We start from the raw sequence: 13,364 nt of genomic DNA, 5'->3' as shown, positions 1-13,364 counted from the left end.
CCTCCGGTTGTAGGGCAAAGGTAGCAGCTAAGTGGAGGAATGTCCTCCGCTTATCGGGTGAAACGGACATCGAATGAGTGTGAGAGCGGACACAGCGGCATCGAAGCCCCTACGGGCAGATGCCGAACGCAACCGACGCCGCATCGTGGACGCGGCTCGCGAGCTGTTCGCTTCCCGCGGTATCGACATCACGCTCGACGACGTCGCCGCGCACGCCAAGGTGGGTGTCGGCACCGTCTACCGGCGCTTCTCCTGTAAAGAAGAATTGATCGACGGCGTCTTCGAACAGCGTCTCGAGGGCATGCTCGCCAGCGCCGAACGCGCCCTCGACACCGACGACCCGTGGGACGGGTTGGTGAGTTTCCTCTCCGACGTGTGCGAGCAGATGGCCTCCGACCGCGGCCTCGGCGACGTGGTGCTCGGATCGGACGAAGGCTGCCGTGGAATCGCGGAGGTGCGTCAACGGATCGATCCGTTCTTCGCGAAAATCGTCGCTCGCGCTCTCGAATCCGGTCAGCTGCGTCCCGATGTGGCCGTCACCGACTTCTATCCGGTGCTGGGGATGATCGGCTCGACCGTCGAATTCTCCAGTCATGTCGATCCTGCGAACTGGCGTCGATACTTCACGGTGCTGCTCGACGGCCTCCGCGGTGATTCGGTACCCCGATCGAAGCTTCCGGGCCGTCCCTTCACCGACGACGAAGTGGATACTGCCAAAGCGGCAATGCACGGTCGCCGCCGCTGACTGGTGAATTCTCCAACTTCACTCTGTACGTTGTGTGCGCCGTCACGTAAGGTGCGTCACGGTAAGTGCTACGCGGGGTAGCGCACACCTGGCAGCAGGTGTTCAGACGTTGGGGGTTCGATTTGCGTTCGACGCGTGTCTTCGGTTCGGCCGTAGCAGTGATGGCAGTGTTCATGGGGGTGACTGCGCCGGCCGTGTCGGCGGCACCGTCGACGGGTTCGACCGTCGAATCGGACTTCTACATACCGCCGAGCCCGCTACCCGCGGGCGCGGCGGGCGACGTGATTCGTTCCGAGCCTTCGCATCTCGCGCTGTCGGTGCCCGGAATCGGCGGTACCCTGCCGGGTGAAGCGACCCGAATCATGTACCGCAGCAACGATTCCAACGACGACGCCAATGCCGTCACGGGTACCTACATCGACCCGTCCGCGCCGTGGACCGGTCCGGGGCCGCGCCCGCTCGTCGTGTTGGCACCGGGAACACAGGGGCAGGGCGATCAGTGCGCACCGTCCAAGATGCTCAACAACGTCATCACCTACACCCCGCCACTCGGATTCATGGTCGAGTACGAGGTACTGGCCGCGTATTCGCTTCTCTCCCAGGGCTATGGCGTCGTGATCACCGATTACGAGGGTCTCGGCACGCCGGGCGCGCACACCTACGTCAACCGCGCGTCCGAGGCTCACGCCGTGCTCGACGCGGCCCGCGCAGCTCAGCAGCTGCCGGGCACCAAGATCTCGGGCGACGGCCCGGTTGCGGCCTACGGCTACTCGCAGGGCGGCGGAGCTGCCGCAGCGGCGGCCGAGATCGCCGGTGAATACGCTCCGGAACTCGACCTGGTCGGAACCTACGCGGGAGCACCGCCGGCGGACCTGAAGGCGACCCTCGAACAGGTCGACGGCACCATCCTCACCGGCGTGATCGGCTACACCCTCAACGGCCTGCTCAATTCCGACCCCGGTCTGCAGCCGATCGTCGACGAGAACATCAACGACGCAGGCAAGGCCATGCTGAATCTGGTCGCGAATCAGTGTGTCGGAGAGACGATTCTGAACGTCGGGCTGCACCGAACCAACGAGTACACCAAGACCGGCGAGCCGCTGTCGGTAGTGCTGGACAGGTTGCCCGTCGCCCAGGAAATCCTGGCCAAGAACAAGATCGGTGAGCGTACGCCGAATGCCCCGGTACTGATTCAGTCCGGAACCTCCGACGACATCGTGCCCCACGGTCAGGCCGTCGAACTGGCAGGCGACTGGTGCGGCAAGGGTTCAACAGTGCAGCTCAGTTCCGCGCAGGTCCCGGCTATCGTGCCGGGTTCCGGTGCCGGGCATCTGATTCCGGACATCCTCGGTCTCGGCGAAGCTCAGAGCTGGATCAAGGATCGCTTCTACGGAGTGCCCGCCCCGTCGAACTGCTGATCGGCAACCGATGATCCAACGGCCCGCGTTCACCGAGCGCGGGCCGTTCGGCGTTTCCCGCATGTGGACCATCGACCGTCGCGGCAGGCATGACCGACGTCACACCCTCGAGTTCTCCAACGAGCCCACAGCGGTGTGAGGGTGTAGAAGGATGCGCAGCAGGGTACTGCCCTGCAATGCCCTGAGGTCGGGCTGTCGAGCGGTTGGGGTGAGTGAACATGCGGGACAGTTACACGGAGGCGCTCGACACGTTGGCGTCGGAGCTGTCCGAAATGTCGAGAATCGCGGAGCGAGCCATGGCTGATGCCACGCGCGCCCTGCTGACCGCCGACATCGTGCTCGCCGAGCAGACGATCGAATACCGCGAAGAGATCGACACTCTTGCCGTCGAATGGGAACACGAGGCCTTCGCGTTCCTCGCTCGACAGTCACCGGTTGCCCACGATCTGCGCCGTGTCGTATCCGGGATCAACATCGTGGCCGACCTCCAGCGCATGGGTGGACTTGCGGTGCACATCGCCGAGCTGGCCCGCCGCCGTCACCCCGCACACGTGCTGCCGCCCGAGGTCGAGGGCGTGTTCACCGAGATGGGTCGGGTTGCCATCGCTCAAGCCGAGGCAACCCAACGAGTGCTCGAGACGCGGGACGCCGAACTCGCCGCGAGTCTGCGAACGCAGGACGAGGAGATGGACGCACTGCACCGCAGCCTGTTCATGTTGACCTCGGCGCCCGACTGGCCGCACGGTGTACCGGCCGCCGTCGACATCACATTGCTCGGCCGCTTCTACGAGCGGTATTCCGACCACACCGTCGAGGTCGCGAAACGGGTCATCTTCCTGGTGACCGGAGCTCGCCCCACCGACGAGTCTTAGTCTGCGAGAACCGCTCGGAGATGGCAGGATCGGCACGATGAAACGTGACGTCTCCGCGTACCTCGATGTCGATGTGACCGAGGCCAGCACCCTCGAGTTCCAGATCGCGATCGCGCCGCATCCAGGAACCGAAGTGTGGGAAGCACTCTCGTTCACACTCGACGGCCAGCCCGTCGAGGCGCAAGAGATCAGCGGCGCGCACGGCACCCGCATCCACAAGCTGCACGCCGACGTCGGCAAGCTCGAAGCGTCGTACTCCGCGACGATCTACGGCAACACCGACCCGGCACCGGTGTCCGATTACGACCTGTCGCTGTATCTGCGGCCGAGTCGCTACGCCGAGGCAGACAAGTTCTTCGGTTTCGCAGCAACGGAATTCGGCTCGTACCCGCCGTCGGAGAAGCTGCTCGCCGAGGTGTCGTCCTGGGTCGGAGCCCGGCTGAGCTACGTTCCCGGCAGCAGCGACCCCATCGACGGCGCCGTCGACACCCTCCTCGCCGGTGCCGGAGTATGCCGCGACTACACCCACCTCGTCGTCGCACTGCTCCGCGCAGTCAACGTGCCCGCTCGACTCGTGGCCGTGTACGCGCCGGGCTGCGATCCGATGGACTTCCACGCCGTCGCCGAAGCCTTCGTCGAAGGACAATGGCGAGTGGTCGACGCCACCTGCCTCGCGCCGCGATCGACCCTGGTGCGCATCGCAACCGGACGCGACGCAGCCGACACCGCTTTCCTCGACAATCACGGCGGATCGATCATCCTCAACAGCGCCGTCGTCGGAGCCGTCGTGGACGGGCCGCTGCCCTTCGACGACATCACGCAATTGGTGTCCATCACCTGACCCGGTCGCTTCTGCCGGACATGGCAGGATCGGGGCCATGTCTCGCACTTTGAACCTCGTCGGCGATCCGGAGGCCGATGCACTGCTCGCCGAGGATCCGTTCGCGCTGCTGATCGGCATGCTTCTCGATCAGCAGGTACCGATGGAATCCGCCTTCGCCGGACCGAAGAAGCTCGTCGACCGCCTCGGTGATCTGAAGGTCGACACCGTCGCCGACGCCGACCCGGACGACTTCGCCGCAGTGTGTGCGCAGACCCCGGCCGTGCATCGTTTCCCCGGCTCGATGGCCAAGCGCATCCAGGGACTCGCCGCATTTCTGGTCGAGAACTACGACGGCAAGCCGCAGGAAATCTGGACGCGCGACGATCCCAACGGAGCCGAAGTGCTGAAGCGTCTCAAAGCGCTCCCGGGATACGGAGATCAGAAGGCGCGCATCTTCCTCGCGCTGCTCGGCAAGCAGATGGGCGTGACGCCCGACGGGTGGCGAAAGGCCGCCGGAGCGTACGGCGACGAGGGTGCACGTCGATCCATCGCCGATGTCGTCGACGAGAAGTCCCTGCTCGAGGTACGCGAATTCAAGAAGGCAGCGAAAGCGGCAGCCAAGAACAAATAAGTCTGTCGGTGCCCATCGGTACGTTGTGGCAGAACTTGCACCGGGGGGACGAGATGACCGAGAAGATCGGGACGTACGAGGGGTGGCTGGCCTCGCTCGACGAGGACGCACTGACGGATCTGCTGCGACATCGACCGGACGTGGCGACCGACCCGCCACCCCGCTCGTTCGGGTTGCTCGCGCAACTCCTCGGTTCGCCCTGGCGGGTGGCGGCACTTCCTCGAAAACTCGACAGGGGTGCGCTCGACCTGCTCGAGTTGTTCGCGCTCATGGAGGATCTCAGCCGCGCCGAGATCGGCCACTGGACGGGCGAGGGAATCTCGAACGAGACGGCGCATATCGATACGGCCCTGAACACGCTGATGGCCTACGGCCTGATCTGGCCGCACACGGCAGAGGGCTCGGACGCGGTCGAGTACCGCCCCGTCGATCTGTCCGGCGTGTTCTCGCACCCATTCGGGCTTGCCCGTAGGCAGCGAAAGTTGTTCTTGCACTCCGCCGTCGAGCAGGACCGACTTGCTTTACTGACCCGCCTCGGAGTCGGCTCCTCGCTCGATCGAGCCGAACGCGCCGACGCCGTCGCGGCCGCGATGACCCCCGAACGGATCCGAGCCTTGTTCGACGACGGCCCGCCCGAGATGCGAGAAATGTTGTCTCGCTTCGTCGATGGGCAACCGGCGTCGTTGATCTTCGACGTGCCGCCGACCGCGGGTGCGGCCGCCTTCGAGCGCGGACTGCTGTATCGATTGGACGGGCATCGCGTCGAGATGCCGTTGGAAGTGAGCATCGCGCTGCGAGGAGACGGGTGGCGATTGCCCATCGATCTCAGGCCGCCGGAATTCGCCACTCGTGTTCTGTCGCAGAATGACTCGCGGCGAGCGCGCTCCATCGCCTTGCTCCAGTTCTGCGAGCATACGCAGGCACTGTTGACGGCAATCGACACCGATGGCCTGGCAATGATGAAGACCGGTGGCCTCAGCGCCAAAGAGCTGCGCTCGCTGACCACTCGGCTGGGATTCGCCGACGAGCACCACACCGCGCTGATGCTGATGCTGGCGCGCGAAGCCGGGTTGCTCGCCGACCGGGGAAAGACCGGCGTCGCATTGACCTCGACCTACGAAACATGGTCGACGAGTTCGCGATCCGAGCAGGCGGCAGCATTGCTGGCCGCGTGGTGGTGCTCGCCCTTCACGCCTACCCACCGGGTGCCGCGATCCTCCCAGAAGACCGCGCCGGTACTCAAGAAGATGCTCGACGATCCCGCAGCCGCAGACGTGCGCTCGACTGCCTTGACCGCTCTTCTGCGCCTCGACGAATCCGACAGCCCGGCGCCGGTGCTGTCCGATCCCGACGAATTCGCCCGCTACCTCGAGTGGCATATCCCGGTCGTCTCGACGAGCGCAGGGCCCGGCCACGTGCGCGCACTCTGGGCCGAGGCCACCCGCCTCGGAGTTCTGGTCGACGGCGCACCGACCGATCTGTGCACCACCCTGACGGACTTCCGGGTGGGCCGAGACGGCGATCCGCGCCAGATCGCCTCCGCGCTGGCAACGCAGCTACAGGACCTGGCCGACTGGGTGCCGTTCTCGGTGCGCCTGCTGCCCGATTCGACCGCAGTGGTCACCGGGCCGCCGAGCACCGAGGTGGCGTCGATACTCGGTGCGGCCGCGCAACCCGAGTCGCGGGAAGTGGCGTCGGTCTGGCGATTCACCCCGGCGACGATCCGCAGCTTCTTCGACACCGGTGGCACCGGGGATGAGTTGATCGACGCCCTCGCCGAGATGGCCGACACCGACGTTCCCCAAGCCCTGGCCTACACGATCCGAGACTGTTGGCGCACCTACGGCGCACTGGCCGTGCGCAAGATCCCGTGCGCCATCGTCTCCGAGGACGTCGTACTCCTGACGAACATCGAGACGGACGAGGCACTGGCGGTGCTGAAGTTCCAGCGGCTTGCGCCAACAGTCCTGATCAGTTCGGCCACACCCATCGACACTCTCGCGGTGCTTCGCAGGCACGGATACTCGCCGGTGCGACATTCCGACACCGGCCGGCTCGAGCTCGACAGCGCGACCAGGGTTCGCGTCAACACCACTCGCACCCCGCACCCGAGCGCACCCGCAGCACCACGTCGACGCGGTTCACGCGAGCTGGCACGGCTGCTGCAGACAGGTGACCCCGGCTCCGTCGACGACGCACGGGTGCGATCCGCACTCAGCCGGCACAGCAGACTGCTGCCACGGGAGCTCGATGCGCTGACCGACGCCGCAGCACGCGGCGCACCCGTCTCGATCGACTATCAGAACTCCAAAGGCGCAATCGTGCGGCACTCGATCTCGGACGCGCTGCAGGACGGCAACTGGCTACTCGCGCTGTCGACGTCCACCGGCACCCGGGAAAGCTTCGCGATCATGAACATCAGAGCGGTGTCCGCCGGTCCACATTGATGCGCGATGCAACCGTGCCGTGGGTTCCTCGCGCACACCGACGCGCGATGCGACTGAACCATTGGTTCCATCGCGCACACCGACGCGCGATGCAACTGTGTCGTCGGTCGCCGGTACCCTTTCGGGCGTGGCCCTCTACCGGAAGTACCGTCCCGCGACGTTCGCTGAAGTCGTCGGTCAGGAGCACGTCACCGAACCGATCAGCGTGGCGCTCGATTCCAACAGAATCAACCACGCCTATCTCTTCTCAGGCCCCCGTGGCTGCGGAAAGACGTCCTCGGCACGCATCCTCGCCCGATCGCTGAACTGCGCCGAAGGGCCGACCTCCACGCCCTGCGGTGTGTGCAACTCCTGCGTCGCACTGGCACCGGGCGGGCCCGGCAACTTCGACGTCGTCGAGATGGACGCAGCCAGCCATGGCGGCGTCGACGATGCCCGCGATCTACGAGACAAAGCCGTGTACGCCCCGGCCGAGTCGCGCTACGTCATCTTCATCATCGACGAGGCGCACATGGTCACCCCAGCCGGCTTCAACGCGCTGCTCAAAGTCGTCGAGGAACCGCCGGAGCACCTGGTCTTCATCTTCGCGACCACCGAGCCCGAGAAGGTGCTCCCCACCATCCGCTCGCGAACCCACCACTACCCGTTCCGTCTGCTTGCGCCGTCGACGATGCGGGGCCTGCTCGAGAAGATCTGCGGTCAGGAACAGGTCCCGGTCGAGGACGCGGTCTATCCACTCGTCATCCGGGCGGGTGGTGGTTCGCCGCGTGACTCGCTGTCGGTCATGGACCAGTTGCTGGCCGGAGCCGGACCGGAAGGCGTCACCTACCCGCGAGCTCTGTCGCTGCTCGGCGTCACCGACGTCGCGCTGATCGACGAGGCCGTCGACGCCCTGGCCGCGGGAGACGGCGGCGCACTGTTCGGCACCGTCGACAAGGTGATGGACGCCGGCCACGATCCACGTCGCTTCGCCATCGACCTCCTCGATCGCATGCGAGACCTGATCCTGATGAAGGCCGTACCCGACGCCGGTGAACGTGGCCTGGTCGACGTGCCGGGCGACGTCCTCGAACGACTCCGCGACGAGGCGGACCTGCTCGGCTCGGCGACGCTGACTCGCTACGCGGAGATCGTGCACTCGGGCCTCGGCGAAATGCGCGGGGCCACCGCGCCGCGCCTGCTGCTCGAAGTGATGTGCGCACGGATGCTCCTGCCGTCGGCCTCCGACGCTGAATCGGCTGTGTTGCAGAGGCTCGAGCGCGTCGAACGTCGCCTGGACGTCACCCTTCCTGCCGGCGAACAGGCCGCAGTGGCACAGGCAGCCGCAGACCCGACACGGCCGCAGCTGCCCGCGACCGACGAGCCTGCACCCTCCGGCCCGCCCGCGGTGAACAAATTCCAGCGACCGTCCCAGCGGCAGCCGGCCGCCGAGTCCGCACCCGCGGCGCCACCAGCACCAGCCCCCGCTCCGGCACCGGCTCCGGTGCCTGCGCCTGTCGCGGCACCCGAACCTATGGCGGCCCCGGAACCGTCTCCGGTGCCCGAGCCTGCAGCCCCCGAGCCCGCTCCCACACCCGAGCCTGCTCCCACACCCGAGCCTGCTCCCACACCCGAGCCCGCTCCAACGCGCGAACCGGCTCCAACGCGCGAACCGGCTCCAACGCGCGAACCGGCTCCAGTGCCCGAGCCTGCTCCAGTGCCCGAGCCTGCTCCGACACCTGAGCCTGCTCCGACACCTGAGCCTGCTCCGACACCCGAGCCTGCTCCGACACCCGAGCCTGAATCGGTCGCGAATCCAGTTGCAGCGCAACAGCGTTCGGAACCATCGCTTTCGCACGAGGATTTTCCGCCGGAGCCCGAGGACGAGTACGGCCCGGAGCCCGAGCCGGTGTACGAATCCGAACCCGAGCCGGTCGCGGCACCCGCGGCGGCCTCCAACGAGCCGGATGCGGCGGCCGTCCGCGCGGTGTGGTCCGAGGTGCGAACCAAGGTACGAGAGCGAAGCAGGACCGTCGAGGTGATGTTGTCCGGTGCGTCGGTACGCACCGTCGAGAACGGCACCATCACTCTCGGGCACGATTCGGCGCCGCTCGCGAAGCGTCTCGAAGAACCCCGCAACGCCGACGTCATTCGGGATGCGTTGCGTGACGTGTTCGGCGTCGAATGGTCGGTGGTCTGTCTGGTGGGTGCTGCGGCACCACCGGAACCGTCATCAGCAAAAAAAGATGAACCGGCAGCGAAACCCGCGTCGCTGCCGAAGTTCTCGAGGCCGAGCCAGGCAGGGGCTCCCCGTCCGACGTCGGACGGTTTCGGTTCAGCGGGCGATGGATCGGACGCAGACATTCCGATGCCCGAGGCCCCGGACTATCCCGACGATCCCGAGCCGGTAGGCCCGCCTCCTCCGGAGACGCCGGAGGACGAGGAAGAATTGCTCAAGGCCGCGGCCGAGCCTGCGGACCCGTCGGTTCGTCGGGACCCGGAAACGGTCGCCATGGAGCTGCTGGTGAGCGAACTCGGAGCGGTACCGCTCAAGGAGATCTGAGACTCAAGCGAGCGTGAGGTCGTCGGTGTCGACGAATACCAGTCGGCCGCTGTCGAGTGCGACGGCCCAACGCTTGGCGACTGCCCAGTCCCGCGAGGTGCTGTCGGTCGGTTGGACTCCGAAGTCGTCGACGATCGCGCCTGTTTCGTAGGCGTCGGATCCCGAGCTGTCGGATCCGGAGCTGTCTTCGTTGCGAATACGTACCTTGACGCGAGCGCCCACGGTCGGTTCGTTGTCGGTTTCCATGGTCGGTCTTCTTTCGCCTTCGGTCGATCTGATGCATCGTAATTTCCCGAGACGGGGTCGTTCAAACCTGAACCGCTTCGCGGGGTCATGCGAAACGCTCGTTTCGGTCCTTACGTCGGATCAGCCCGCCAACTTACTGTGGCATGAGCTGAGGTCTGTCATGGCCTCGCACCGACGCGGTCGGCCGGCACGGCGACCGCGACAAGATCGAGTATGTGGAAGGAACTGCGCGCTGTGACTACAGAGGCATTCATTTACGAGGCCATCAGGACTCCCCGAGGTAAAGGAAAGAACGGCTCCCTGCATTCGGTGAAGCCGATTTCCTTGGTGACCGGGCTGATCGACGAGCTTCGTCGACGTTTCCCCGACATGGACGAGAACCGAATCTCCGACCTCATCCTGGGTGTGGTCTCGCCCGTCGGAGATCAGGGTGCCGACATCGCCCGCACGGCCGTGCTCGCAGCCAAGATGCCCGACACCGTCGGCGGCTTCCAGCTCAACCGCTTCTGCGCGTCGGGCCTCGAAGCCGTCAACCTGGCCGCGCAGAAGGTGCGCTCGGGCTGGGACGAACTGGTCGTCGCCGGCGGCGTCGAGTCGATGTCTCGCGTGCCGATGGGCAGTGACGGCGGCGCATGGGCCATGGACCCGGCCACCAACTACGACACCTACTTCGCCCCGCAGGGCATCGGTGCCGACCTGATCGCCACCATCGAAGGCTTCACCCGCGAAGACGTCGACGCATATGCAGTCCAGTCCCAGGAGCGCGCCGCTGCGGCGTGGTCCGGTGGCTACTTCGCCAAGTCCGTCGTTCCGGTCACCGACCAGAACGGTCTGCTCATCCTCGATCAGGACGAGCACATGCGTCCGGGCAGCACCGTCGAGTCGCTCGGCAAGCTGAACCCGGCATTCACCGGTATCGCGGCCATGGGCGGATTCGACGACGTGGCGCTGCAGAAGTACCACTGGATCGAGAAGATCGATCACGTCCACACCGGCGGAAACAGCTCCGGCATCGTCGACGGCGCAGCCCTCGTCCTCGTCGGCAGCGAGCAGGCGGGCAAGGACCTGAACATGGTCCCGCGCGCCCGCATCGTCGCGACGGCCACCAGTGGCGCCGACACGACCATCATGCTGACCGGACCGACCCCGGCGTCGAAGAAGGTTCTCGCCACCGCGGGACTGACCGTCGACGACATCGATCTGTTCGAGCTCAACGAGGCATTCGCTTCCGTGGTGCTGCGTTTCCAGAAGGATCTGAAGATCCCGAACGAGAAGCTCAACGTCAACGGCGGCGCAATCGCCATGGGCCACCCGCTCGGTGCCACCGGAGCCATGATCACCGGCACCGTGCTCGACGAGCTCGAGCGCCGCGGCGGCCGGTACGCCTTGATCACCCTGTGCATCGGCGGCGGCATGGGCGTTGCCACCATCATCGAGCGAGTCTGAGGTAGAACGATGTCTGACAACATGATTCAGTGGGACCAGGACGCCGACGGCATCGTCGTTCTGACGATGGACGACCCCAACCAGGGCGCCAACACGATGAACCAGCTGTACAAGGACTCGATGGGCGCGACGGTCGATCGCCTCGAGGCCGAGAAGGACAGCATCACCGGAGTCGTGCTGACCTCCGCCAAGAAGACGTTCTTCGCCGGCGGCGATCTGCACACCCTCATCGCTGCCAAGCCCGAGGACGCCCAGCGGGTGTTCGACGAGGTCCAGGAAGTCAAGGGACAGCTGCGTCGGCTCGAGAAGCTCGGCAAGCCGGTCGTGTCTGCCATCAACGGTGCGGCACTCGGCGGCGGACTCGAGATCGCGCTTGCGACGCATCACCGCATCGCGGCCGATGTTCCCGGCGTGCAGATCGGTCTGCCCGAGGTCTCGCTCGGCCTGCTGCCCGGCGGCGGCGGCGTTGCCCGCATCACGCGACTGCTCGGCATCCAGACCGGCTTCATGACCGTCCTGGCGCAGGGCACCCGATTCCGTCCGGCCAAGGCTCTCGAAATCGGTCTGGTTCACGAATTGGTCGGCAGCATCGACGAATTGGTGCCCACCGCCAAGGCATGGATCAAGGCCAACCCCGAGGGTGGCGTCGCACCGTGGGACGTCAAGGGTTACAAGATCCCCGGCGGCACGCCGTCGAACCCGAAGCTCGCGCAGATCCTCCCGGCATTCCCGTCCAACCTGCGCAAGCAGATCAAGGGCGCACCGATGCCGGCTCCGCGCGCGATTCTCGCTGCGGCAGTGGAGGGTGCGCAGGTCGACTTCGACAATGCGTGCACCATCGAGTCGCGGTACTTCACCGAGTTGGTCACCGGCCTGGTGTCCAAGAACATGATTCAGGCGTTCTTCTTCGACCTGCAGGCGATCAACGCCGGCAAGTCTCGGCCCGACGGCATCGAGAAGACCACCTTCACCAAGGTCGCAGTTCTCGGCGCAGGCATGATGGGCGCGGGCATCGCGTACGTGTGTGCCAAGGCCGGAATCGACGTGGTGCTCAAGGACGTTGCCATCGAGTCGGCACAGAAGGGCAAGGCGTACTCCGAGGCCATCGAGGCCAAGGCACTCTCGCGTGGCAAGACCACCCAGGAGAAGTCGGACGCTCTGCTCGCGCGTATCCACCCGACCGCCGATGCCAAGGACGTCGAAGGTGCCGACCTCGTCATCGAGGCCGTCTTCGAGTCGGAAGAGTTGAAGCAGAAGGTCTTCCAGGAGATCGAGGACCTCGTCGATCCGACGGCACTGCTCGGTTCCAACACCTCGACGCTGCCCATCACGAGCCTCGCTCAGGGCATCAAGCGTCAGGAAGACTTCATCGGAATCCACTTCTTCTCACCCGTCGACAAGATGCCACTGGTGGAGATCATCCGCGGCGAGAAGACGTCGGATGCGGCCTTGGCCAAGGCATTCGACCTCGTGCAGCTCATCAAGAAGACGCCGATCGTCGTCAACGACAGTCGTGGATTCTTCACCTCTCGCGTGATCGGTACGTTCATCAACGAGGCCATCGCGATGCTGGGCGAGGGCGTCGAGCCGTCGACCATCGAGCAGGCCGGTCTGCAGGCCGGTTACCCGGCTGCGCCACTGCAGCTTTCGGACGAGCTCACGCTCAATCTGATGCAGAAGATCCGCAAGGAAACCTACGACGCCATCAAGGCTGCCGGTGGAACCCCTCCCGAGGATCCGGCCGGCGAGGTCATCGACAAGATGGTCGACGAGTTCGAGCGTCCGTCGAAGGCCAAGGGCGCGGGCTTCTACGAGTACGAAGACGGCAAGCGCGCCGGCCTGTGGCCCGGACTGCGTGATGCGTTCAAGTCGGGTTCGGCGGACATCCCGTTCGAGGACCTCAAGGAGCGCATGCTGTTCATCGAGGCCATCGAGACGCAGAAGTGCTTCGACGAGGGTGTCCTGAACACCACCGCCGACGCCAACATCGGCTCGATCTTCGGCATCGGTTTCCCGGCCTGGACGGGTGGCGTGCACCAGTACGTCGTCGGCTACCCGGGTGGTCAGGCCGGATTCGTCGCTCGCGCGGACGAATTGGCCAAGAAGTACGGCGAGCGTTTCCAGGTTCCGGCCTCGCTGCGCTAGTGCCAAGGCAGTGGTGTGGTTATGTGCCGCCCATGGCACATAACCGCAC

The 13,364-nt window shown here is 65.6% G+C and carries 10 protein-coding genes; 9 read left to right on the top strand and 1 reads right to left on the bottom strand.

Translation table 11 applies throughout. From position 1 onward, the window contains the following. Positions 1–73 precede the first annotated feature (73 nt). From E4P29_RS10670 to E4P29_RS10640, 7 genes are all read left to right on the top strand, one after another. The gene (locus E4P29_RS10670) at positions 74–745 is read left to right on the top strand and encodes a TetR/AcrR family transcriptional regulator (protein WP_135044475.1); all 672 of its coding nucleotides are present in this window, start codon (positions 74–76) and stop codon (positions 743–745) included. Between the two features lie 173 nt (positions 746–918). Then, complete coding sequence (locus tag E4P29_RS10665; RefSeq protein WP_245154279.1) at positions 919–2,163, top strand: lipase family protein; 1,245 nt, start codon at positions 919–921, stop codon at positions 2,161–2,163. 218 nt (positions 2,164–2,381) lie between these two features. Further along, positions 2,382–3,035 (top strand): phosphate signaling complex protein PhoU, encoded by a 654-nt coding sequence (gene phoU, locus E4P29_RS10660; protein ID WP_027494559.1) that lies wholly within the window; start codon positions 2,382–2,384, stop codon positions 3,033–3,035. 37 nt (positions 3,036–3,072) lie between these two features. After that, on the top strand, positions 3,073–3,876 hold the full coding sequence (locus tag E4P29_RS10655) for a transglutaminase family protein (RefSeq protein ID WP_045841454.1): 804 nt from the start codon (positions 3,073–3,075) through the stop codon (positions 3,874–3,876). 37 nt (positions 3,877–3,913) lie between these two features. Then, positions 3,914–4,489 carry an HhH-GPD-type base excision DNA repair protein gene (locus E4P29_RS10650; RefSeq protein WP_135044472.1) on the top strand — a complete coding sequence of 192 codons (576 nt, stop codon included), beginning with the start codon at positions 3,914–3,916 and terminating at the stop codon, positions 4,487–4,489. Between the two features lie 53 nt (positions 4,490–4,542). Continuing rightward, positions 4,543–6,936, top strand: coding sequence for a helicase-associated domain-containing protein (locus tag E4P29_RS10645; RefSeq protein ID WP_135044470.1), 2,394 nt, complete (start codon positions 4,543–4,545; stop codon positions 6,934–6,936). 127 nt (positions 6,937–7,063) lie between these two features. Continuing rightward, positions 7,064–9,478, top strand: coding sequence for a DNA polymerase III subunit gamma and tau (locus tag E4P29_RS10640; protein ID WP_135044468.1), 2,415 nt, complete (start codon positions 7,064–7,066; stop codon positions 9,476–9,478). A 3-nt stretch (positions 9,479–9,481) separates the two neighbouring features. Here E4P29_RS10640 and E4P29_RS10635 read toward each other — a convergent pair whose 3' ends face one another. Further along, a complete protein-coding gene (locus E4P29_RS10635) occupies positions 9,482–9,724 on the bottom strand; it encodes a hypothetical protein (RefSeq protein WP_135044466.1) in 243 nt (80 codons plus the stop codon). A 234-nt stretch (positions 9,725–9,958) separates the two neighbouring features. Here E4P29_RS10635 and E4P29_RS10630 point away from each other — a divergent pair, with 234 nt between their 5' ends. Both E4P29_RS10630 and E4P29_RS10625 read left to right on the top strand, forming a co-directional pair. Further along, a complete protein-coding gene (locus E4P29_RS10630) occupies positions 9,959–11,170 on the top strand; it encodes an acetyl-CoA C-acetyltransferase (RefSeq protein ID WP_027494551.1) in 1,212 nt (403 codons plus the stop codon). A gap of 9 nt (positions 11,171–11,179) precedes the next feature. Continuing rightward, positions 11,180–13,315, top strand: a complete 2,136-nt coding sequence (locus E4P29_RS10625) for a 3-hydroxyacyl-CoA dehydrogenase NAD-binding domain-containing protein (protein ID WP_094651669.1) — start codon at positions 11,180–11,182, stop codon at positions 13,313–13,315. Positions 13,316–13,364: the final 49 nt, after the last annotated feature.

Origin of the sequence: Rhodococcus sp. 1R11 (assembly GCF_004563845.1) — a bacterium.
Lineage (GTDB): Bacteria > Actinomycetota > Actinomycetes > Mycobacteriales > Mycobacteriaceae > Rhodococcoides.
Note: the sequence above shows the minus strand (reverse complement) of the source record. Positions and strands in the feature narration are given on the sequence as shown.